Source organism: Microbacterium sp. EF45047 (genome assembly GCF_028472845.1).
In the GTDB taxonomy this organism is placed as follows: domain Bacteria; phylum Actinomycetota; class Actinomycetes; order Actinomycetales; family Microbacteriaceae; genus Microbacterium; species Microbacterium neungamense.
Genome location: NZ_CP069429.1, coordinates 970,814 through 992,893 on the forward strand (window position 1 = coordinate 970,814; position 22,080 = coordinate 992,893).

The 22,080-nt window shown below is 72.4% G+C and carries 15 protein-coding genes and 1 pseudogene; 12 read left to right on the forward strand and 4 right to left on the reverse strand.

All coding sequences use genetic code 11. The annotated features are described in order from the left end of the window. Positions 1 to 27: 27 nt before the first annotated feature. A complete protein-coding gene (dxr, locus tag JRG78_RS04595) occupies positions 28 to 1,110 on the forward strand; it encodes a 1-deoxy-D-xylulose-5-phosphate reductoisomerase (RefSeq protein WP_259607846.1) in 1,083 nt (360 codons plus the stop codon). 54 nt (positions 1,111 to 1,164) lie between these two features. On the opposite strand, the gene JRG78_RS04600 is transcribed toward dxr, so the two are convergent. Beyond that, positions 1,165 to 2,766 carry a Mur ligase family protein gene (locus JRG78_RS04600; protein WP_272653713.1) on the reverse strand — a complete coding sequence of 534 codons (1,602 nt, stop codon included), beginning with the start codon at positions 2,764 to 2,766 and terminating at the stop codon, positions 1,165 to 1,167. A gap of 60 nt (positions 2,767 to 2,826) precedes the next feature. Here JRG78_RS04600 and JRG78_RS04605 point away from each other — a divergent pair, with 60 nt between their 5' ends. Next, the gene (locus JRG78_RS04605) at positions 2,827 to 4,113 is read left to right on the forward strand and encodes a M50 family metallopeptidase (RefSeq protein ID WP_272653714.1); all 1,287 of its coding nucleotides are present in this window, start codon (positions 2,827 to 2,829) and stop codon (positions 4,111 to 4,113) included. A 4-nt stretch (positions 4,114 to 4,117) separates the two neighbouring features. Here the strand turns inward: JRG78_RS04605 and JRG78_RS04610 are convergent, their stop codons facing one another. After that, a complete protein-coding gene (locus tag JRG78_RS04610; RefSeq protein WP_272653715.1) occupies positions 4,118 to 5,980 on the reverse strand; it encodes a chorismate-binding protein in 1,863 nt (620 codons plus the stop codon). A 172-nt stretch (positions 5,981 to 6,152) separates the two neighbouring features. Between JRG78_RS04610 and ispG the strand changes: the two genes are divergently transcribed. Together ispG and JRG78_RS04620 are read left to right on the forward strand one after the other, a co-directional pair. Beyond that, entirely contained in the window at positions 6,153 to 7,304 is a 1,152-nt protein-coding gene (ispG, locus tag JRG78_RS04615; RefSeq protein ID WP_259607850.1) for a flavodoxin-dependent (E)-4-hydroxy-3-methylbut-2-enyl-diphosphate synthase, read from the forward strand. Positions 7,305 to 7,376: 72 nt separating this feature from the next. Next, complete coding sequence (locus JRG78_RS04620) at positions 7,377 to 7,886, forward strand: thioredoxin family protein (RefSeq protein ID WP_259607851.1); 510 nt, start codon at positions 7,377 to 7,379, stop codon at positions 7,884 to 7,886. 816 nt (positions 7,887 to 8,702) lie between these two features. Here JRG78_RS04620 and JRG78_RS04630 read toward each other — a convergent pair. After that, positions 8,703 to 10,121, reverse strand: coding sequence for an RNB domain-containing ribonuclease (locus JRG78_RS04630; protein WP_259607852.1), 1,419 nt, complete (start codon positions 10,119 to 10,121; stop codon positions 8,703 to 8,705). Positions 10,122 to 10,280: 159 nt separating this feature from the next. Between JRG78_RS04630 and JRG78_RS04635 the strand changes: the two genes are divergently transcribed. Next, positions 10,281 to 12,038 carry a proline--tRNA ligase gene (locus tag JRG78_RS04635; protein WP_259607853.1) on the forward strand — a complete coding sequence of 586 codons (1,758 nt, stop codon included), beginning with the start codon at positions 10,281 to 10,283 and terminating at the stop codon, positions 12,036 to 12,038. A 20-nt stretch (positions 12,039 to 12,058) separates the two neighbouring features. Here the strand turns inward: JRG78_RS04635 and JRG78_RS04640 are convergent, their stop codons facing one another. Continuing rightward, positions 12,059 to 12,445 carry a hypothetical protein gene (locus tag JRG78_RS04640; RefSeq protein ID WP_272653716.1) on the reverse strand — a complete coding sequence of 129 codons (387 nt, stop codon included), beginning with the start codon at positions 12,443 to 12,445 and terminating at the stop codon, positions 12,059 to 12,061. A gap of 1,019 nt (positions 12,446 to 13,464) precedes the next feature. On the opposite strand from JRG78_RS04640, the gene JRG78_RS04645 reads away from it, so the two are divergent. From JRG78_RS04645 to rbfA, 7 genes and pseudogenes are all read left to right on the forward strand, one after another. Then, a complete protein-coding gene (locus JRG78_RS04645) occupies positions 13,465 to 13,632 on the forward strand; it encodes a LuxR C-terminal-related transcriptional regulator (RefSeq protein WP_259607855.1) in 168 nt (55 codons plus the stop codon). Between the two features lie 42 nt (positions 13,633 to 13,674). Next, positions 13,675 to 14,709 carry a TIGR00730 family Rossman fold protein gene (locus JRG78_RS04650; protein WP_259607856.1) on the forward strand — a complete coding sequence of 345 codons (1,035 nt, stop codon included), beginning with the start codon at positions 13,675 to 13,677 and terminating at the stop codon, positions 14,707 to 14,709. 97 nt (positions 14,710 to 14,806) lie between these two features. Then, positions 14,807 to 16,872: pseudogene (locus JRG78_RS04655) on the forward strand (PhoX family protein). A 209-nt stretch (positions 16,873 to 17,081) separates the two neighbouring features. Continuing rightward, on the forward strand, positions 17,082 to 18,065 hold the full coding sequence (gene nusA, locus JRG78_RS04660) for a transcription termination factor NusA (protein WP_259607857.1): 984 nt from the start codon (positions 17,082 to 17,084) through the stop codon (positions 18,063 to 18,065). 35 nt (positions 18,066 to 18,100) lie between these two features. Further along, positions 18,101 to 18,391 carry a YlxR family protein gene (locus JRG78_RS04665; protein WP_259607858.1) on the forward strand — a complete coding sequence of 97 codons (291 nt, stop codon included), beginning with the start codon at positions 18,101 to 18,103 and terminating at the stop codon, positions 18,389 to 18,391. Between the two features lie 59 nt (positions 18,392 to 18,450). After that, a complete protein-coding gene (gene infB, locus JRG78_RS04670) occupies positions 18,451 to 21,276 on the forward strand; it encodes a translation initiation factor IF-2 (protein ID WP_272653717.1) in 2,826 nt (941 codons plus the stop codon). 161 nt (positions 21,277 to 21,437) lie between these two features. Beyond that, the gene (rbfA, locus tag JRG78_RS04675) at positions 21,438 to 21,875 is read left to right on the forward strand and encodes a 30S ribosome-binding factor RbfA (protein WP_259607860.1); all 438 of its coding nucleotides are present in this window, start codon (positions 21,438 to 21,440) and stop codon (positions 21,873 to 21,875) included. Positions 21,876 to 22,080: the final 205 nt, after the last annotated feature.

The following is a 22,080-nucleotide window of genomic DNA, read 5'->3' on the forward strand; positions in this document are numbered from 1 at the left end:
CCCGCTGACACGGCCTAGGCTGGCGGCATGCGTCGCGTCATCGTCCTCGGCTCCACCGGCTCCATCGGCACTCAGGCGCTGGACGTCATCCGCGCCAACCCGCGGCGATTCGAGCTGGTCGGCGTCGCCGCGGGCTCGAACGCCGAGCTGCTTGCGCAGCAGGCCGCGGAGTTCCGGGTGGAGAGCACCGCGCTCGGCGCCGCCGAGGCGGAGCAGCTGGTGCGCGACGTGGAGGCGGACGTCGTCCTGAACGCCATCACCGGCTCGATCGGGCTGGGGGCCACGCTCGCCGCGCTGAAGGCGGGGCGGACCCTCGCGCTGGCCAACAAGGAGTCGCTCATCGTCGGCGGCGAGCTGGTGCTCGCCGCCGCGGCCCCGGACCAGATCGTTCCGGTCGACTCGGAGCACTCCGCCCTCGCCCAGGCTCTGCGCTCCGGCGGTCCGGGTGAGGTCAGGCGGCTGATCGTCACGGCATCCGGCGGACCGTTCCGTGGACGCAGCCGGGAGGACATGGCGGATGTCACACCCGCCGAGGCGCTGGCGCACCCGACGTGGGACATGGGCCGCGTCATCACGACCAACTCGGCGACCCTGGTGAACAAGGGGCTGGAGGTGATCGAGGCGCACCTGCTGTTCGGCGTGCCCTACGACGACATCGAGGTGGTCGTGCACCCGCAGTCGATCGTGCACTCGATGGTCGAGTTCGTCGACGGGTCCACCATCGCCCAGGCGTCCCCGCCCGATATGCGGCTGCCGATCTCGCTCGGGCTGGACTGGCCGCACCGCGTCGGCGGCGTCGGACGCCCGCTGGACTGGCGGACGGCGACCAGTTGGACGTTCGAGCCCCTCGACGACGAGGCGTTCCCGGCGGTCGCGCTCGCGAAGGCGGTCGGGCGTGCCGGTGAGACGTTCCCGGCGGTGTACAACGCCGCCAACGAGCAGGCGGTGGACGCGTTCCACGAAGGTCGGCTGCCGTTCCTCGGCATCGTCGACACGATCCAGCGCGTGATCGACGCTCACGAGCCCCCCGAGACGCTCACGATCGACACTCTGGCGGAGGCCGAGCGCTGGGCCCGCGCCAAGGCCGACGCCCTCATCGCCGCCTCCTGACCCCCACGACCGATCCGATCCCCCGGATCCCCTCCCGGGGGTCGGGGCGCGCTGTCAGTCGTCGTAGGGGACGGGCCAGCGCGGCTCGGGGACGGGCCAGCCGGCGTCGCGCAGGGCGCGGCGGGCGAGCTCGCGGGCGGAGTAGGGCGTGCGCACCCCGCGGATGTCGCGGTAGTCCTGGTGTCCGGGGCCGGCCCACAGGATCGCGTCGCCCTCGCCGACCAGGCCGACCGCGGCCACGATCGCCTCCTCGGGCGGGGAGTACTCGTGGATCTCGGCATCCGGACGCGCCCGCCGGGCGCCCTCGACGAGAGTCCTCCGGATCGACGCCGGGTCCTCGAACCGCGGATGGTGGTCGGTGACCACCAGGATGTCGCTGCCCTCCACGGCCGTGCGGGCCATGTCGTACCGCTTGGTGGCGTCGCGGTCGCCGTCCGCGCCGAACAGCATCAGCACCTTGCCGGGCGTCACCCGGCGCACCGCGGCGAGCGTCTTCTCGAACGCGTCGGGGGAGTGCCCGAAGTCGACGTACACGGCCGGTCCCCGCTCGCCGGAGACGAACTCGGTCCGCCCGGGCAGGTACGCGCGGATGCCGCCGTCCCGCTCCAGTCCGCCGGCGATCCGCTCCCACGAGTAGCCGCCCTCGAGCAGCATCACGATCGCGAGCCCGGCGTTCGCGGCCATGTGCGGGCCGATCACCGGCACCGTCGTGGTCAGCCGGCCCTGCGGCCCGGCCAGGGTGAACACGGTGCCGTTCTGCCGCTCGTCGTCGATCGTGACCACCCAGTCGGCCGCGGCCGCGGCACCCGCGTCGGCGGCGATCGCCGGCGTGCCCACGGTGACCACGGGGATGCCGGCCTCGGCCACCACCCGCGCACCGGCCGGGGAGTCCAGGCACACCACGCCGCGGCGGGCGCGGTCCGGCTGGAACAGCGGCAGCTTCGCCCGGAAGTACTCCTCCATGTCGGCGTAGTCGTCGAGGTGGTCGTGCGACAGGTTGGTGAAGCCGGCGACGTCGAACACGATCCCGTCCACGCGATGACGCGACAGCGCCTGTGCGCTCACCTCGACCGCCACCGCCTCCACCGCGCGCTCGCGCATCAAGGCCAGCAGCGCGTGCATCTCGGATGCCTCGGGCGTGGTCAGCCGCGACACGATCACCTGTCCCGCGATGTGCCGCTCCGCGGTGGACGACAGCCCGGTGACGACCCCGAGCTGATCGAGGATGCCCTCGAGCAGGTGCGACACGCTGGTCTTGCCGTTCGTGCCGGTGGTGCCGAACAGCAGCGGCAGCGGGTCGTCCGCGCCGGTGCCGTACACCCAGGCGCTCAGCGCGCCGAGGACCCCGCGGGGGTCGTCCACGACCACGATCGGCAGACCGGCGGATGCCGCGAGCTCGGCGCCGGCGGCATCCGTGATGATCGCGACGGCGCCCTTCTCGGCCGCGGTCCCCGCGAACTCCGCGCCGTGCCGGTTCACCCCCTGGATCGCCACGAACGCCTCCCCGGCCCGGAGGTCGGCGGTGGCGAGGGTGATCCCGCTGAGGTGGACGTCGGCGATGTCGCCGCGGACGTCACGGGCGAAGCGGTCGGCGAGCTCGGCCAGGGCGCGACGGGGTGGGTCGGCAGGGCGGAGCACAGGAGGAAGGTTGCTCATGTCGCATCCATGTTCTCACGCGGTCATCGCGCGGCATGTGCGGGGCGTTAGCGTGGACGGGTGGAAACCCTGCTGTATCTGGGCGGCATCCTGTTCATGCTCGTCGGTCTCGGCCTGTCCATCGGGCTGCACGAGATCGGGCACCTCGTGCCCGCGAAGCTGTTCGGCGTGCGGGTCGGCCAGTACATGATCGGGTTCGGCCCCCGGCTGTGGTCCCGGCGCATCGGCGAGACCGAGTACGGCGTGAAGGCGCTGCCGCTGGGCGGGTTCATCTCGATGTCGGGCATGTATCCGCCGTCGGACGTCTCCGGCCCCGCCAAGGGCGTCTTCCGCACCCTCGTGCAGGACGCCCGCACCGCGAACGACGAGACCATCGCGGACGGGGAGCAGCATCGCGTGTTCTACCGGCTGCCGGTGTGGAAGCGCATCGTGGTGATGCTCGGCGGGCCGCTGATGAACCTCGTCCTCGGCATCCTCGTCTTCACGGTCCTCGCCTCCGGGATCGGCATCCAGCAGGCCACGACGACCGTGGCCGCGGTCAGCGAGTGCGTGCTGCCGGCCGCGTCGGAGCCGACCGAGTGCGGCCCCGGCGACCCGCCCGCGCCGGCCGCCGAGGCCGGCATCCGTCCCGGCGACGAACTGGTGAGCGTCGGCGGCGCCCGCACCGAGACGTTCGCCGAGGCGTCGGCGATCATCCAGGCCTCGCCGGGCGAGCCGCTGCCGGTCGTCGTGCGCCGGGACGGCGAGGAGGTGCACCTGACGCTCACCCCGGTCACCGCCGAGCGGGAGTTCGCCGAGGACGGCAGGACCGTGGTCCGCGAGGTCGGCTACGTCGGCGTGTCCGCGCAGGTCGCGTACGTGGCGCAGCCGATCGGCACCGGCCCGGCGCTGGCCCTGCAGCAGGCTGGCGCGGTGACCTCGATGATCGCCACCCTGCCGGTGCGGCTGTGGGACATCGGGGTCGCCCTGTTCACCGATCGCGAGCGCGACCCGAACGGCCCGCTCAGCGTCGTCGGGGTCGGCCGCATCGCCGGTGAGGTGGCGGCGACGGATGCCCCGGTGCTGAACCGCCTGGTGGTGCTGCTGAACCTGCTCGGCGCGCTCAACATCGCGCTGTTCGTGTTCAACATGATCCCGCTGCTGCCGCTGGACGGCGGACACATCGTCGTCGCGCTGTGGGACGGTCTGCGCCGGGCGTGGGCGCGCCTCACCGGTCGCCCGGAGCCGGGGCCGGTGGATGCCACGCGCCTGGTGCCGCTGACGGTGATCGTCGCCGCGGTGCTGATCGGGATGGGCGCGCTGCTGCTCATCGCCGACCTGGTGAAACCGGTCGATCTGTTCGGCTGACGGTTCAGCCGAGCGCGTGCGCGACCAGCCGGTGCAGGGTGCGGATGCCGTCGCGGGACAGGATCGACTCCAGGTGGCCCTGCACGCTCGCGAAGCGCTCGCCGCGGAGCGCGTAGACGTCGCCGGACCCGGCATCCGCCGACACCTCCGCGGGCCCCACAGCGCCGGTGCCCGGCGCGACGCGCGCCGTGAACGTGTTGTAGAAGCCGACCGACGCCTCCTCCTCGAACACGGGGACCGTCTTCTGCACACCCTGATGCGGCGCGTCCAGCGGCACCAGCGGGATGCCGAGCCGGTCGGCGAGGATCTGGTGGCTCAGGCACACCGCGAGCAGCGGGCGCCCGGCATCCATCCGCCGCGCGACGACCTCCCGCATCCGCGCGATCCGCGGCGACGAGCCGTCCCGCGGGTCGCCCGGTCCGGGACCGGCCACGACGAGCTCGGCGGCGTCCACCGCGGCATCCGCCACCTCGTCCCACGGCGCGATCGTGACGTCCAGCCCGAGGTGGCGCAGCTGGTGCGCCAGCATGGTGGTGAACCGGTCCTCGGCGTCCACCACGAGTGCGCGGTGCCCCGCGAACGGACCCGTGCCCGGGGCCTCCTGCGGCTGCAGCCAGAAGTCGGCCAGCCTCGCGTTGCGGGAGGCGAGCAGCGCGGCGATCTCCGGGTCGTCGGCGAGCGGACGCGGCACGGTCGGGGCATCCGGGTCCTCCTGCGCCTCGGCGACGTGGTCGCGCTCGATCGCGCCGATCGCCCCCAGCACGCCCGCGGCCTTCCCGTGCGTCTCGCCGACCTCGCCGAGCGGGTCGGAGTGCCGCACCAGGGTCGCGCCGACCGGCACCCGCAGGCGCCCGCCGTCGATGTACACGGTGCGGATCAGGATGGGGGCGTCGAGGTCGTGTCCGCCGTGCGCGTTGGGGGTGAACAGCGCGGCGACGCCGGAGTAGTAGCCCCGCGGCTCCCGTTCGTGCCGGCGGATGACGGCGCACGCGTTCTGCATGGGGGAGCCGGTCACGGTCGGGGCGAACATGGTCTCGCGCAGGACGTCGCGCGGGTCGAGCCGGCTGCGGCCGCGGAGCATGTACTCGGTGTGGGTGAGGCGCGACATCTCCTTGAGGTGCGGTCCGGTGATGCGCCCGCCGTCCGAGCAGACGGCGCTCATCATCTTCAGCTCCTCGTCGACCACCATGAACAGCTCCTCGGTCTCCTTGGTGGAGGAGAGGAACTCCGTCAGCGACTCCTTGGTGGCGCCGCCGGCCGGATGCCGGAACGTGCCCGAGATCGGGTTCATGGTGACCACGCCGTCGCGGGCGACGACGTGCGCCTCCGGGCTCGCGCCGACCGCGATGTGACCCGGGGTGACCACCGCGAAGGTCCAGTAAGCGCCGCGCTCGTGCTCGAGCAGCGCGCGGAACCAGGTGAGCGCGGCGGTGCGGTCGTCCCCGTCGAAGGAGGCGGTGTAGTCGCGGCGGATGACGAAGTTCGCCCCCTCGCCGCGGCCGATCTCGTCGGCGATCACCCGCTCCACGATCCCGGCGTACTCCTCGTCGGACAGGTCGAAGCCGCCGTCGCGCAGCGGGATCGGCGCATCCGGCAGCTGGGCGAGCAGCTCTGCCGTCGGGATGTGCTCGTGCGTCGCGACGAGCAGGCAGCGCAGCGGGGTGCCGTCGTCCTGCGCCTCGAACCCGCGCTCGCGCACCTGCCGGTACGGCACCATCGCGAACACCTCGCGGGCGCTGCCGTCGTCGTCGAGCGGGATGTCGGCGAGCAGGTCGACGTCGACCACCTCGCCGGTGAGCAGCTCCACGGTGTCGGCGCCGTCGCGTGCGATGAGCACGTACGAGGTGCTGGGGTCGGCCAGCTTCATGGTTCTCCTGGATTCCGGGCGGCCAGACGAAAAGACCGCCCTGGTGGGCGGTCTGTGAGTACGCGAACACACCGCCTAGACGGCGGGCCACCATGCGGGGACGTTCACGCGCCTGAAACTACCACATCGGGGCACCCAGCCTCCGTCGATCCTGGCGTCGTAGGCTTGAGGCGTGCCAGCAGTGAACCTTGGGATGCCGCGCGTCCCCGACGTCCTCGCCCCGCGTCGCAAGTCCCGCCAGATCCGGGTCGGCAAGGTGCTCGTCGGCGGTGACGCGCCTGTCAGTGTGCAGTCGATGACCACGACGAAGACCACCGACATCAACGGCACGCTGCAGCAGATCGCCGAGCTGACGGCATCCGGCTGCGAGATCGTGCGCGTCGCCGTGCCGTCTCAGGACGACGCCGACGTGCTGCACATCATCGCGAAGAAGAGCCAGATCCCGGTCATCGCCGACATCCACTTCCAGCCGAAGTACGTCTTCCAGGCCATCGACGCCGGCTGCGCGGGCGTGCGCGTGAACCCCGGCAACATCCGCAAGTTCGACGACCAGGTGGGCGCGATCGCGAAGGCGGCCGCCGCCGCGGGCGTGTCGCTGCGGATCGGCGTGAACGCCGGCTCGCTGGATCGCCGCCTGCTCGAGAAGTACGGCAAGGCCACGCCGGAGGCGCTCGTGGAGAGCGCCGTGTGGGAGGCGTCGCTGTTCGAGGAGCACGACTTCCACGATTTCAAGATCTCGGTCAAGCACAACGACCCCGTGGTGATGGTGAAGGCCTATCGGATGCTCGCCGAGCGCGGCGACTGGCCGCTGCACCTGGGCGTCACCGAGGCAGGCCCCGCGTTCCAGGGCACGATCAAGAGCGCCACCGCGTTCGGCATCCTGCTGGGCGAGGGCATCGGCGACACCATCCGCGTCTCCCTCTCCGCCCCGCCCGCGGAGGAGGTCAAGGTCGGCCATCAGATCCTGCAGTCGCTGAACCTCCGAGAGCGCAAGCTCGAGATCGTGTCGTGCCCGTCCTGCGGTCGCGCGCAGGTGGACGTCTACTCGCTCGCCGACAGCGTGACCGAGGGGCTGAAGGACATGACCGTGCCGCTGCGCGTCGCGGTGATGGGCTGCGTCGTGAACGGTCCCGGCGAGGCTCGCGAGGCCGACCTGGGTGTCGCCTCCGGCAACGGCAAGGGCCAGATCTTCGTGAAGGGCGAGGTCATCAAGACCGTGCCCGAGGCCGAGATCGTGCCGACGCTGATCGAGGAGGCGAACCGGATCGCCGCCGAGATGGGTCCGGACGCGCCCATCGGCACCGCCCAGGTCGTCACGGCCTGAGCACCTGCCCTGCCGTTCGCGCGGGTGCCGGCGTACCGTTGTCCCTAGGGGGACGGATGCCCGGGAGGCGCCATGCGTATCGCCACGTGTCTCGTCGTCGTCGTGCTGTCGCTCGGCCTGAGCGGATGCGCCGGGGCGGCGCCGCCGGGAGCCGATGACCCTGTGCCGTCCGCGACGGCGTCCGCGTCCCCGAGCGACACCCCATCCGGATCCGGTCAGCCGTCGGCATCCGAGACCCCGCCGCAACCCGGGGCGGAGGACACCGCCGCACCGGCCCCCGGCGTGTACCGCGACTACGACGACGGCGCGATCGAGGCCGTCTCCGGCACCAAGGTGCTGTTCTTCCACGCCTCCTGGTGCCCGCAGTGCCGGGCGCTGGACGAGGAGCTGCGCAGCGCCGGCGTCCCCGACGGGATGACCGTGTTCAAGGTGGACTACGACGACAGGGTGGATCTGCGGCAGAAGTACGGGGTCACCCGGCAGACCACCGTCGTGTACGTGGACGACGAGGGGCGGAAGCTGTCCAGCGCGGTCCTGTACGACGACCCGTCGATCGCCTCGCTGCTCGCCGCGGCCCCGTGAGACCGCGATCACGGCATCCCTCCTGCTCAGTCTCGCCGCCGGGGTGCTGACGGTGGCCGCCCCGTGCGTGCTGCCGCTGCTGCCGGTCATCGTCGGGGGCGCGGCCGTCGCGGATGGCACGCGCAGTCGCTTCCGCCCGTACGTCATCGCCGCATCTCTGGCGGTGAGCGTGGTGGTCTTCACGCTGGCGCTCAAGGCGACGACGGCGCTGCTCGGCGTCCCTCCCGCGGCGTGGCAGGCGGTGTCCGGGGCGCTCATCATCCTGCTCGGCGTCGACCTGATCTTCCCCGCTCTCTGGGACCGGCTCTCCGCCCGGTTCCGGTGGCAGGAGCGCAGCGGCGAGCTGCTGCAGGGATCCGGATCCCGTCGCGGGGCGCTCGGCGACGTGCTGACCGGTGCCGCCCTGGGGCCGGTGTTCTCGAGCTGCAGCCCCACCTACGCGCTGATCGTCGCGGCGGTGCTGCCGGTGTCGTTCGCCGAGGGGGTGCTGTACGTGACGGCCTACGCCGTCGCGCTCGCGGGGACGCTGCTGATGATCGGCCTGCTCGGGCGACGGGTGGTGCGCCGGCTCGGCTGGCTCGCCGACCCGCGCTTGCGCCGCGTGATCGAGGGTGCGCGGGGCGTTTCGTCTCGGTCGCGCTGCGCGCGTCCTCGCTCAACGACCGGGGGAGGGCGACCTGGCGTGGTGGGGCGTTTCGTCTCGCTCCGGCTGCGCCGGTGCTCGCTCAACGACCGGGGGAGGGCGACCGGGGGTGCGCGGGGCGTTTCGTCTCGGTCGCGCTGCGCGCGTCCTCGCTCAACGACCGGGGCGTCCGGTCAGAGCTCGAAGTCGACGGTGCCGTTCGCGATGTCGGCGCGCACGAGGCGCAGCGACACCGTCTCGCCGGGGGCCGTCCCGTCCGGCACCGGAGCGGCCACGGTCACGGCGGGCTCGGCGAACTGCACACTCGCCCGGCCCTCGCCACGGGGCTCGATCACCGTCCCCTCCAGCCGCGAGCCCACCAGCGGCGTCAGCAGCGCCGCCTCGACCCGGTCGAGCGTCTCCGCGTTCAGCCGCGACGCCCGCTGCGCCGACGCCTCCATCAGCGCGGGCACCTCGGCGAGCGACCGGCGCACCCACTCGGGCACCGCCTGGCCCTGCGTCACGGCCAGGCAGATCGCCAGCGACCAGCGGTCGACCAGCCGACGCAGCGGCGCGGTCGCGTGCGCGTACGGCGCCGCGATCGCCGCCTGCACGGCGTCTTCGGGCGCCTCCCCGTCGAAGGCGAGGTATCCGGCCCCGCGGAACAGCGAGGCGGCCGCCTCGAGCACGGGCAGCGTCATCGGGTCGTTCCGGTCGAGGCTGCGCAGGTACTCGCCGTACCGCCCGCTGGTCCACGGCCGGCCGAGCGCCACGGTCCTCCGGCGGAACGTCTCGAACGCCTCCTCGCTGGGCTGCGGCATGGTCCGCAGCACGCCGATCCCCGCCTCCAGCATGAGCGCCGCCGCGGCCATCCCGGTCATCAGCGACAGCTGCGCGTTCCAGTCCTCGACCGGCAGCGGATGCCGACGCTGGATGCCGTACGTGCCGTCCGCGTCCTGCACGACCTCGGCATCCGGGATGTTCAGGCTGGCGCCGCCGCGGCGCCGCTCCTGCTCCTGACGCAGCGTGCCGATCTCGCGCAGCAGCGACAGCTGCCCGGCATCCCCGCGGTCGACTGCGACCTGCGCCGAGACGTAGTCCAGCTGCTCGCGAGAGCGGATCAGCGCGCGCTCCAGGCCGAATGCGGTCACCGCGCCGGCGTCGTCCAGGTCGAACGTCCACACCAGTGCGGGACGGTCGACGCCGGGCAGCAGGGACGCCCGGTCCTCGCTGAGCACTCGCGGATGCAGGGGGATCGTGCCGTCGGCGGCGTACAGGGTCTGCCCGCGCCGGCGCGCCTCGCGGTCCACGGCCCCCTCGGGGGTGACGAACCCCGGGACGTCCGCGATCGCGTAGCGCACGCGGTACCCGGCATCCGACCCCTCGAGGTGGAACGCCTGGTCGAGGTCCCGTGCGCCGGCCGGGTCGAGGGTCACGAACGGCACCTCGCGCAGGTCGCGGCCGGTCTCCGCCGGACGCGCCGCCTCCGCCTCGGCGAGGGCCTGCGCCGGGAACTCCTCCGGCGCATCGAGCGACTCCCGCAGAGCGGCGAGGGCGGCGGCCAGCTCGCTCTGCGCGGCGGACGGGGCGACGTGCGATCGGAGCTGAGGCATGACGCCAGCCTACGATCCGCTCCCGACGCGGACGGCGGATGCCCCGCGCCGAGGCACCCCGGGCATGCCGCACCGGGCATCCGCACCGGCAGCCCGCATCCCGGGCATCCGCACCCGCCGCCGTTCCGGCCGCCTCCCGCGCGTCACTAGAATCGACGGGTGGTCACTCGCCTAACGAACTTCTTCCTGCGCACGCTCCGTGAGGACCCCGCCGATGCGGAGGTCACCAGCCACCGGCTCCTGGTCCGGGCCGGCTACATCCGGCGCACCGCGCCGGGCATCTTCACCTGGCTGCCGCTGGGCCTGCGGGTGAAGGCGAGGCTCGAGCAGATCATCCGCGAGGAGATGGCCGCCGCCGGCGCGTTCGAGGTGCACTTCCCGGCCCTGCTGCCGCGCGACCCGTACGAGCAGTCCGGCCGGTGGGAGTCGTACGGTGACGGCATCTTCCGCCTGCAGGACCGCAAGGGCGCCGACTACCTGCTCGCGCCCACGCACGAGGAGATGTTCACCCTGCTGGTGAAGGACCTCTACTCCTCGTACAAGGACCTGCCGCTGACGATCTACCAGATCCAGGACAAGTACCGCGACGAGGCGCGTCCGCGAGCCGGGCTCCTCCGCGGCCGCGAGTTCACGATGAAGGACGCGTACTCCTTCGACGTCACGGATGCCGGGCTGGATGCCAGCTACCAGGCGCAGCGCGACGCCTACGAGCGCATCTTCCAGCGGCTCGGCCTCGAGTACGTCATCGTCGCGGCGGACAACGGTCTGATGGGCGGCGCCCGCAGCGAGGAGTTCCTGCACCCCACGCCGGTCGGCGAGGACACCTTCGTCCGCAGCGCCGGCGGCTACGCCGCCAACGTCGAGGCGTTCACCACGATCGCGCCCGAACCCATCGCGTGGGACGACGCGCCGGCCCCGGTCGTCTTCGACTCCCCGAACACGCCCACCATCGACACGCTCGTCGCGTACGCCAACGAGGTGCTCGAGGGGGAGTACACCGCCGCCGACACGCTGAAGAACGTCGTGCTCGCGCTCACCCACCTCGACGGCACCCGCGAGCTCGTCGTCGTCGGCATCCCCGGCGACCGCGAGGTCGACGAGAAGCGCGCCGAGGTCGCGTTCGCCCCTGCGGCGGTCGAGCCCGCGACGGATGCCGACTTCGAGCGCCACCCGCTGCTGGTGCGCGGCTACATCGGACCGTGGTCGGAGACCGGCCCGATCCTCGGGGAGGAGTCGGCCACCGGCATCCGCTACCTCGTCGACCCGCGCGTCGTCGACGGGACCCGCTGGATCACCGGCGCGAACATCGACGAGAAGCACGTGCACTCGCTCGTCGCGGGCCGCGACTTCGTCGCCGACGGCACCGTCGAGATCGCGAACGTCCGCGCCGGCGACCCGGCGCCGGACGGCTCCGGCCCGGTGGAGCTCGCCCGCGGCATGGAGATCGGCCACGTCTTCCAGCTCGGCCGCTTCTTCGCCGAGACGCTGGGCCTGAAGGTCCTCGACGAGAACGGCAAGCTCGCCACCGTCACGATGGGCTCGTACGGGATCGGCGTGACCCGGATCCTCGCGATCCTCGCCGAGCTGAACAATGACGAGAAGGGCCTGATCTGGCCGGCGTCCGTCGCTCCGTTCGACGTGCACGTGGTCGCGACCGGCAAGGACGAGCTCGCGTACGAGCTCGCCGAGCGCGTCTCCGCCGAGCTCGAGAGCGCCGGCCTCGACGTGCTCTACGACGACCGGCCCAAGGTGTCTCCCGGCGTGAAGTTCGGCGACGCCGAGCTCGTCGGCGTGCCGCGGATCCTCGTCGTCGGACGCGGTGCCGCGGACGGCCAGGTCGAGCTTTGGGACCGTCGCAGCGGCGACCGCGACACCCTGTCCGTCGAGGAAGCGGTGACGCGGCTGTCCGCCCGCTGAGGCGCAGCACCGGTCGCGGCTCAGTCCCGCGCCGGCCTGGCCCGCGCCGGCTTGGCCAGCAGCACTCCCGCGGTCGCGGCGACCGCGAACACGGCATCCGGCACCCACGTGCCGAGCGCCGCGACGTGCCGCACGAAGAAGCCCGGCAGCGCCCACAGCGCCCACCACAGCCGGGGTGCGGCCGGCAGGCTCCAGACGATCGCCGCGCCGAGCACGGCCGCGAGGCATCCGAACGAGGCGATCAGCACCACGGCCGCCGGCTCGAACGGGTCGTCGGCGAACGCGGTCGACGCGGCGATCATCGCGCAGAGCGCGAACAGCACGCTCAGAAGCACCTGACCGGTGCAGATGCGGACCCGCGGGCGGCGGTCGGCGGCGGGCGCGTGGGCGAGGGCGGTGGCGGACATGAGGACTCCTTCGATCGGGGACCGGATGCCGTGACGCTATGCCGTCGCACCGCCGCGCGGCACTGCGGCGACCGCAACAGGGGGTGCGGTCGACCGCATTTCTCCGGACGGATGCCGCGGAGGCCGCCCCGGACCGGCGCGGAGTGGTCATACTGAGCGGATGAAGCGGCGGAGGAAGCGCGATCCTGCTCGCCGGCCGGCAGCCGGCCGGGCGGCGACCACGTGGACCGCGGCCACCCTGGTGCCGGCGGCGCTCGCGCCGGCGGCCCTGGTCTTCGCCGGGGCGGTGGTCGGCGGCGTGGAGTCCGCGCTGCTCGTCCCGGCGCTGTTCGTGCTGGCCGGCCTCCTGGGTCCGCTGTGGCGGGCGGCCGACCTCAGCTGCCGTCTGCTCGTCGCGCTCGGGGCCGCGCACCTGCTGGCGTTCGCGGCGTCGGCGGCCGCACGGGTGATCCCCGCCGCGGCCGCGTGGTGGCATCTGCTGTCGCAGCTGCTCTTCGTCGCCGGGTTCGCGCTGCTGGTCGTCCTCGCCGCCGGCTATCCGGCGGGTCCTGTGCCGCGGCCCGCCTGGTCGGCGCTGGCCGCACTCGTCGTCCCGGTCGCCGCGGCCCTCGCCGGCCCCACGCCCGCCGTGCTCGGCGATGGCGAGTACGGTCCGATCGCGGCGGTCCTGCCGCCGTGGATCGCGACGGCCTCGGCCGTCGTCCTCGCACTGCCGCTGGTCGCCGCCGTGATCGCGATCGTCCGGTTCGTCCGCGACGGTCGCGACATCCGCGGGCGGCTCACGCTTCCGCTCGCGGCGCTCGCGCTCGTCGGGCTGCTGCTGGCCGCCGGCGCCGTGGTCTCCGGGGGTTTCGCGACGGCCGCCTTCCTCGCTGCCGGTCGCTCTGATCGCGGGGAGCCGCCCGGCCACGACGGCATCCGCCGGCGCCGCGAGGACCGGCATCGGCACCGCCGGTCTCGCCGCCGACGCCGAGGGGCTGGCGCGGCTCACGCCCCGCGAACGGGAGGTGCTCGCCCTGATGGCCGAGGGTCACGGGAACGCCGAGATCGGCCGGATGCTGCACATCTCGCTGTCCGCAGTGGAGAAGCACTCCACCGCGATCTTCACCAAGCTCGGCCTCGACCGCTCCGGCGGCAGCCACCGGCGCGTCGCGGCCGTGGTGGCGTATCTGCGCGGCATCCGCTGACCGCTGCACCCCGCGAGCGGCCTCGCGTGACAGGCTGGGGACATGACTGATGCATCCCTGCCGGAGGGTCTCCGCCGCGACGTGACCGCACTGCTCGACGACGCGGGCATCCGATCCGATCGGGCCCTGGTGGCGCGGATGCTGCAGACCGGCCTGATGCTCGGGATCGAGCACACCGACCGGCTCGACCTGAAGATCGCGTCCGCGGCGCTCAGCGAGATGCGGGATGCGTTCCGGCTGTTCCGGCCGTTCCACGACGTGCCCAAGGTGACCGTCTTCGGGTCCGCGCGCACCCGCCACGACGACCCGCTCTACCTGCAGGCCCGCGACGTCGCCGCTGCGCTCGCCGCGGACGGCTGGATGGTCGTCACGGGCGCCGGTCCCGGGATCATGCAGGCGGCCGCCGAGGGCGCCGGGGCGCAGATGTCGCTCGGCGTGTCGATCCGGCTGCCGTTCGAGGAGAAGGCGAACTCGATCGTCGCCGAGAACGCCCAGGTCGTCTCGATGAAGTACTTCTTCACCCGCAAGCTCATGCTGATGAAGGAGTCCCGCGGGTTCATCTGCCTGCCGGGCGGATTCGGCACCCTGGACGAGATGTTCGAGCTGCTCACCCTGCAGCAGACCGGCAAGGCCGAGCCGATGCCGATCGTGCTGCTCGACGCGCCCGGCGGCGGATTCTGGGAGGGCCTGCGCCGCTTCGTCCAGGAGCAGATGGTGCCGGCCGGGGTGATCTCCCCGGACGATCTCGACCGCGTGCTGGTCACGGACTCCGTCGAGCGCGCGGTCGCCGAGGTGACCGGGTTCTGGCGCAACTACGACTCGCTGCGCTGGGTGGGGGACCAGCTCGTCCTCCGTCTCGTGCACGAGCCCACGGATGCCGACATCGCGGCCCTCAACGAGCGGTTCGCGGACATGCTGGCGGACGGCTCGATCGCCCGCAGCGGCCCGCTCCCGGTGGAGCGGTCGGACGGGGACGCCGTGGAGCTGCCGCGCCTGGTGCTCACCCTCAAGCAGCGCGCCGTGGGATCGCTGCACACGCTGATCCGCGCGATCAACGAGCTGCCCTCGGCACGCTGAGCGAGAGTTCAGGCGGCGATCACGCGCCGGTCACCTCGGGGGAGGAACCTGCCGCATGCACGACCCGCGCATGCACGACCCGCCCCTGGAGGAACCGATGCCCCTGATCGACAACATCCGCCGCAGCCTGCCGCTGGTGGCCACCGGCGCCGACCACGCGCGCGGCAAGCGCTCGCCGGTGACCTGCGCGCTGAAGTGCGCGAGCGCCTGCCTCGGCCCGGAGTGCAACACCTCCGACAACGAGCACTTCCGCTCCATCGCCTCCGCGGTCTTCTCGCGGCGCGCCCTGCTCGGACTCGGCGTCACCGGTGCCGTCGCCGCCGTCGTCGGCGTCGGGCGCGGCACCCCGACCTCCGCTCCTGCCGCGGCGGGCGCCGCCGGCGCGGGCGCGTCGTTCGGCCGCCCCGGCACGGCCGGCCTCGCCTTCGAGGCCATCCCGCCGGTCCCGGCCACGATCGATGCGGTCTCGGTGCCCGCCGGATACACCTGGAAGCCGATCATCCGCTGGGGCGACCGGCTGTTCTCCGACGCGCCGGTCTTCGACATCGACGCCCAGACCCCCGAGGCGCAGGCCCGCCAGTTCGGCTACAACTGCGACTACCTCGACATCCTCGCCGACCCGAGCGGCAAGACCGGCGTGCTCGTGAACAACCACGAGTACGTCAACCCGAACCTGATGTTCCCGGCCACCACCGACCCGGCCGAGCTGCGTCGCCGCGGCGACATCTACAAGGCCGCGCAGGGCATGTCGGTGGTGGAGATCCGCCGCGACCGGGTCGGCGACCCGTGGCAGTACGTCGTGGACGGCAAGCGCAACCGCCGCATCACGGTGGAGACCGTGTTCGAGCTGACCGGACCGGCTGCCGGGTCCGACCTGGTGAAGACAGCCGCCGACCCGGAGGGTCGCTGGGTGCACGGCACGCTCGGCAACTGCGCCGGCGGCACCACGCCGTGGGGCACCGTCCTCTCCGGCGAGGAGAACTTCAACGGCTACTTCGCCTGGGCCGCGGACACGCCCGAGCAGAAGCGCTACAGCGGCTCCAGCACGAGCGCCACCTCGACCGGGTGGGAGACGTACGATCCGCGCTTCGACGCCCACGACCCCGGCTACGTGAACGAGCCGAACCGCTTCGGCTACATCGTCGAGATCGATCCGCAGGATCCCACCTCGACGCCGCGCAAGCACACCGCGATGGGCCGGTTCAAGCACGAGGGTGCGAATGTGCACGTCGCCGAGGACGGCCGCGTCGTCGCGTACATGGGCGACGATGAGCGCAACGACTACCTCTACAAGTTCGTGTCGAAGAACCGCATCTCCGGCTCGCGCAAGAAGAACCTGACCCTGCTCAGCGAGGGCGACCTGTACGTGGCGCGGTTCCGCGGCAACTCGCCGGCATCCGAGATCGACGGCTCCGGCGCGCTGCCCTCCGACGGCGCCTTCGACGGCACGGGGGAGTGGATCGCGCTCACCCGCAACGGCGAGAGCGCGATGCCCGGGTTCACCACCGAGCAGGTGCTGGTGTACACGCGTCTCGCCGCGGATGCGGTCGGCGCCACCAAGATGGACCGCCCGGAGGACGTCCAGCCGCACCCGCAGACCGGCCGCGTCTACGTGGCGCTCACGAACAACACCCGCCGCACCGTGGCCGACGAGGCGAACCCGGTCACCGGCAACCGCTACGGCCACATCCTGGAGATCACCGAGACCGCCGGCCAGGCGGGGAGACGTTCGGCTGGAGCGTGCTGATGCTGTGCGGCGACCCGGCGTCCTTCGAGCACGCCTACTTCGCCGGCTTCCCGAAGGAGCTGGTCTCGCCGATCTCCTGCCCGGACAACGTCGCCTTCGACTCCGAGGGCAACCTGTGGATCTCCACCGACGGCGCGCCGAGCACCATCGGGCGCAACGACGGCCTGTTCAAGGTGCCGCTCGAGGGCGAGCACCGCGGGCACGTGCAGCAGTTCCTCGCCGTCCCGCGGGACGCCGAGACCTGCGGCCCGGTGATCCACGACCGTGAGGGCCTGGTGTTCGTCGCCGTGCAGCACCCCGGCGAGGACGGCGAGTTCGGCGCCCCGCGCTCGCTGTTCCCCGACTACGGCTCCACCGCCCCCGGCGACGTGCCGGACGCGCCCCGGCCGTCCGTGGTGCAGGTGTACCGCGGCTGATCCGCATGACACGAGGCGGGGCCGCCGTCGGGCGGGCCCCGCCTCGTCCTGCACGCCCAGGGCCCGCGAACGAACCCGGGCGCCACTCCGCCGGTCCCGCGTGATCGGCGCAGCGCCGGCGGCTGCTCCGCGCCCCCCCGCGTCGGCTATCCTGTACGGATGCCCGCGGGGAAGTCTGCCCGCGGTGAGAGCTGAATAGGGAGGCCGCTATGGACATCGAACTGGGGCTGCTGCGCGGGATCGAGAAGGAGAAGGAGATCCCCTTCGACGAACTCGTCGCGATCATCGAGCAGGCCGTTCTGACGGCATACGGCAAGCACGTCTCCGCCGAGGGAACCGTCCCCGAGGGCGTCCGTGTCGAACTCGACCGCAAGACCGGGCACGTCGCCGTGCTGCAGCCGGTGCGCGACGAGGACGGCGCGATCATCGGCGAGGAGGAGACCACTCCCGAGGACTTCGGCCGCATCGCCGCCTACGCCGCCAAGCAGGTCATCAGCCAGCGCCTGCGCGACCTCGCCGACGACGCCGTGCTCGGCGAGTTCCGCGGCAAGGAGGGCGACATCGTCGCGGGCGTCGTGCAGCAGGGCCCCAACCCGCGGATGATCCACGTCGACCTCGGCTCGGTCGAGGCGATCCTGCCTCCCGAGGAGCAGGTCCCCGGCGAGGAGTACACCCACGGGTCGCGCCTGCGCGTGTACGTCACCAGCGTCGCCAAGGGCGCCAAGGGCCCGTCGATCACGGTCTCCCGCACGCATCCCGGCCTGGTGCGCAAGCTGTTCGCGCTCGAGGTGCCGGAGATCGCCGGCGGTCTCGTCGAGATCGTCTCGCTCGCCCGCGAGGCGGGCCACCGCACCAAGATCGCGGTGCGCGCGAACGACCCCTCCGTCAACGCCAAGGGCGCCTGCATCGGCGAGATGGGCCGCCGCGTCCGCGCCGTGACCGAGGAGCTCGCCGGCGAGAAGATCGACATCGTCGACTACAGCCCGGATCTGGCGACCTTCGTCGCGAACGCCCTGTCACCGGCCAAGGTGAGCAGCGCCTTCGTGCTGGACGCCGGCACGAAGGCGGTCCGCGCCCTGGTGCCCGACTACCAGCTGTCGCTCGCCATCGGCAAGGAAGGGCAGAACGCCCGCCTGGCCGCGAAGCTCACCGGCGCCAAGATCGACATCCAGCCCGACAGCGTGATGGAGTGAGGCGCTGAGACCGGGGCGCAGCTTCGAGGTGTAGGATGGAACCCGTACGAACGTGCGTCGGCTGTCGCCTGCGCGCTCCCCGCTCCGCCCTGATCAGGGTGGTCGCCGTCAACGGAGAGCTCGTCCTGGACGAGCGCGCCGTGATGCCGGGCCGGGGAGCGTGGCTGCATCCGACGCCCGGATGCCTGGAGGCCGCGCTGCGGCGCCGGGCTTTCGCACGAGCACTCCGTGTGTCTCCGCCGCTCGATTTCCCCGAGGGCGAGGACATGCAGACCATCGAGAAACGGCTGAACGGCTATGGAAACAAAGTGAACGGCTCGAAATGAGACCCGTCCGCGACTAATGGTCTGCCCTGTCTGGGCCGACCGACCCAGACAGGAGAATTGTGGCTGCCAAACCACGTGTACACGAGATCGCCGCTGAGCTCGGCGTCGACAGCAAGTTCGCGCTCGCCAAGCTCAAGGAGCTCGGCGAGTTCGTGAAGAGCCCGTCCTCGACCATCGAGCCGCCGGTGGCGCGCAAGCTGCGTGCGGCGATCGAGGCGGACCCGGCGGCGAAGCCCGCCGCCGCGAAGGCGGAGTCCAAGCCCGCCCCGAAGACCCAGGGTGCCGCGAAGCCCGCGACCTCGACCCCCGGGCCCAAGCCCGGCCCGGCGAAGCCCGCCGCTCCGGCCGCCCCGGAGGCGCCGGCAGCCTCGGCGGCACCGGCTCCCGCAGCCGGCGCTCCGGCGGCCCCCGCGGCGAAGCCCGCCGCACCGGCCCCCGGCCCGGCCGCCCCCGCGCCGAAGCCCGGCTCCGCCGCGCCCAAGCCCGGCGGCAACGCCCCGAAGCCCGGTGGCGGCGCTCCGCGTCCCGGCGCCCCGCGTCCGGGCAACAATCCGTTCTCGTCGGCGCAGGGCATGGGCCAGCGTCCGGCTGGACCGCGTCCTGGTAACAACCCGTTCTCCTCGCAGCAGGGCATGGGCCAGCGCCCGACGCCGGGCAACATCCCGCGTCCGCAGGCCCCGCGTCCCGGCTCGCCCCGCATCGGCGCTCCGCGTCCGGGCGGACCGGGTCGTCCCGGCGGCGCTCGCGGCGGCCAGGGCGGTCGCCCCGGCGCGCCGTTCCAGCAGCGCTCCGGCGGTCCGGGTCGTCCCGGCGGCGCCGGCACCGGCGGCGGCTTCCAGCGTCCCGGCGGCGGTGGCGGCTTCGCCGGCCGTCCCGGCGGCGGTGGCGGCTTCGCCGGCCGTCCCGGCGGTGGCCGTGGCCGCGGTCCCGGCGGCGGCACGGCTGGCGCGTTCGGCAAGGGCGGCGGCAAGAGCAAGCAGCGCAAGTCGCGGCGGGCGAAGCGCCAGGAATTCGAGATGCGGGACGCCCCGGTCGTCGGCGGCGTCAACGTCCAGAAGGGCAACGGCGAGATCATCCGGATGCGCCGTGGCGCCTCCATCGCCGACTTCGCGGACAAGATCGAGGCGCTGACCGGCTACACCGTGCAGCCCGGCACCCTCGTCACGATCCTCTTCAACCTCGGTGAGATGGCCACCGCGACCGAGTCGCTGGACGAGGCCACCTTCGAGGTCCTCGGCGCCGAGCTGGGCTACAAGGTCCAGATCGTCTCGCCCGAGGACGAGGACAAGGAGCTCCTCGAGGGCTTCGGTCTCAACCTGGAGCAGGAGCTCGAGGAGGAGAACGAGGAGGACCTCGAGATCCGCCCGCCGGTGGTGACCGTGATGGGTCACGTCGACCACGGTAAGACCCGCCTGCTGGACGCGATCCGCCAGACCAACGTCATCGAGGGCGAGGCCGGCGGCATCACCCAGCACATCGGTGCGTACCAGGTGTGGACCGAGCACGAGGGCATCGAGCGCGCGATCACCTTCATCGACACCCCGGGTCACGAGGCGTTCACCGCCATGCGCGCCCGTGGTGCGCAGGTGACCGACCTCGCGATCCTGGTGGTCGCCGCCGACGACGGCATCATGCCGCAGACGGTGGAGGCCCTGAACCACGCCCAGGCGGCCGGTGTGCCGATCGTGGTCGCGGTCAACAAGGTCGACAAGCCCGAGGCCAACCCGGCCAAGGTGCGCCAGCAGCTGACCGAGTACGGCCTGGTGGCCGAGGAGTACGGCGGCGACGTCATGTTCGTCGACGTGTCCGCGCGTCAGGGCACCGGCATCCAGGAGCTCCTGGACGCCGTGCTGCTCACCGCCGACGCCGGTCTGGACCTCACCGCCAACCCGAACAAGGCGGCACGCGGTGTGGCCATCGAGGCGAAGCTCGACAAGGGCCGCGGCGCCGTGGCGACCGTGCTGATCCAGTCCGGCACCCTGCGCGTCGGCGACGCGATCGTCGCCGGCACGGCGTACGGTCGCGTCCGCGCCATGCTCGACGAGAACGGCGAGGCCGTCGAGGCCGCCGCCCCGTCGCGCCCGGTGCAGGTGCAGGGTCTGAACTCGGTGCCCCGCGCCGGCGACGTGTTCATCGTCACCGACGAGGACCGCACCGCGCGTCAGATCGCCGAGAAGCGCGAGGCCGTGGAGCGCAACGCGCAGCTGGCGAAGGCTCGCAAGCGCATCTCGCTCGAGGACTTCACCCGCGCTCTGGAAGAGGGCAAGGTCGAGACGCTCAACCTCATCATCAAGGGCGACGTGTCCGGTGCCGTCGAGGCGCTGGAGGAGTCGCTGCTCAAGATCGAGGTCGACGACTCGGTCCAGCTGCGGATCATCCACCGCGGGGTGGGTGCGATCACCGAGTCCGACGTGAACCTCGCGACGATCGACAACGCGATCATCGTGGGCTTCAACGTCCGCCCCGACACCAAGGCCCGTGAGGCCGCGGCGCGCGAGGGCGTGGACATCCGGTTCTACTCGGTCATCTACAACGCGATCGACGAGATCGAGAACTCTCTCAAGGGCATGCTCAAGCCGGAGTTCGAAGAGGTCCAGTCCGGTGTCGCCGAGATCCGCGAGGTGTTCCGCTCCTCGAAGTTCGGCAACATCGCGGGCTGCATCGTCCGCTCCGGCACGATCACCCGCAACGCCAAGGCCCGCGTCATCCGCGACGGCGTCGTCATCGCCGATGGCCTCGCCATCGAGTCGCTGCGCCGCTTCAAGGACGACGTGACCGAGGTCCGGACGGACTTCGAGTGCGGTATCGGCCTGGGCAAGTACAACGACATCCAGATCGGCGACGAGATCGAGACCACGGAACTGGTCGAGAAGCCTCGCGGCTGATCTGACGGCTGCTCCGGCGGCTGCCTTCCCATCGCTCGCAGAGCGGGGGCCCCGCCCGCTTCGCGGGCACCCCGATGCTCGCGCCGGGAAGGCAGCCGCCTCCGCACGTTCCGGCCCGTCGTCGCTGTACTGTGCGGGGTAAGTAGGAAAGAGGTAGGAAGATGGCTGGAGAACGACAGGCACGGCTCGCGGACCGCATCCGCGTGATCCTCGCCGAGCGTCTGGAGAAGGGCCTGCGCGACCCGCGGCTCGGCTTCGTGACGATCACCGACGTCCGGGTCTCCGGCGACCTGCAGCACGCCTCCGTGTTCTACACGGTCCTCGGCAGCGAGGAGGAGCGCATCGCCAGCGGCGCCGCGCTCACCTCCGCGACCGGGATGCTGCGCCGCGAGGTGGGCCGTCAGCTGAACGTGCGCCTCGTCCCGACGCTGGAGTTCATCCCGGATGCCCTGCCCGAGACGGCCGATCACATCGCCGATCTGCTGCGGCAGGCGCGCGAGCGGGATGAGGAGGTCGCCCGCCTGGCATCCGCGGCGACCCACGCCGGCGACGCCGACCCGTACCGTCGCGACGACGACGAGGACGACGACGAGCGCTGACCACCCTCCCGCGGCGTTTCCGACCGCGTAGAACGGCCCCAGCCGGGCGCGAATCACTCGAACGGGAAGTCCCCGCTCAGATCGTATTTCCGTACTTTCGGGCAAACAGTTGACACGCGTAGACTCGGCGGAGTGTACTTGGCATGTCCCTCCGCACGGTCGCGGAGGGGGGACCGGCGGATGCTCCGGCCGGCCGATGAACCTG

What these genes read in the sequence shown, in the direction of transcription:
- dxr (WP_259607846.1), top strand. Translation starts at nt 28, where the DNA reads ATGCGTCGCGTCATCGTCCTCGGCTCCACCGGCTCCATCGGCACTCAG.
- JRG78_RS04600 (WP_272653713.1), bottom strand. Translation starts at nt 2,766, where the DNA reads ATGAGCAACCTTCCTCCTGTGCTCCGCCCTGCCGACCCACCCCGTCGC.
- JRG78_RS04610 (WP_272653715.1), bottom strand. Translation starts at nt 5,980, where the DNA reads ATGAAGCTGGCCGACCCCAGCACCTCGTACGTGCTCATCGCACGCGAC.
- JRG78_RS04620 (WP_259607851.1), top strand. Translation starts at nt 7,377, where the DNA reads ATGCGTATCGCCACGTGTCTCGTCGTCGTCGTGCTGTCGCTCGGCCTG.
- JRG78_RS04630 (WP_259607852.1), bottom strand. Translation starts at nt 10,121, where the DNA reads ATGCCTCAGCTCCGATCGCACGTCGCCCCGTCCGCCGCGCAGAGCGAG.
- JRG78_RS04640 (WP_272653716.1), bottom strand. Translation starts at nt 12,445, where the DNA reads ATGTCCGCCACCGCCCTCGCCCACGCGCCCGCCGCCGACCGCCGCCCG.
- JRG78_RS04645 (WP_259607855.1), top strand. Translation starts at nt 13,465, where the DNA reads ATGGCCGAGGGTCACGGGAACGCCGAGATCGGCCGGATGCTGCACATC.
- JRG78_RS04650 (WP_259607856.1), top strand. Translation starts at nt 13,675, where the DNA reads ATGACTGATGCATCCCTGCCGGAGGGTCTCCGCCGCGACGTGACCGCA.
- nusA (WP_259607857.1), top strand. Translation starts at nt 17,082, where the DNA reads ATGGACATCGAACTGGGGCTGCTGCGCGGGATCGAGAAGGAGAAGGAG.
- JRG78_RS04665 (WP_259607858.1), top strand. Translation starts at nt 18,101, where the DNA reads ATGGAACCCGTACGAACGTGCGTCGGCTGTCGCCTGCGCGCTCCCCGC.
- rbfA (WP_259607860.1), top strand. Translation starts at nt 21,438, where the DNA reads ATGGCTGGAGAACGACAGGCACGGCTCGCGGACCGCATCCGCGTGATC.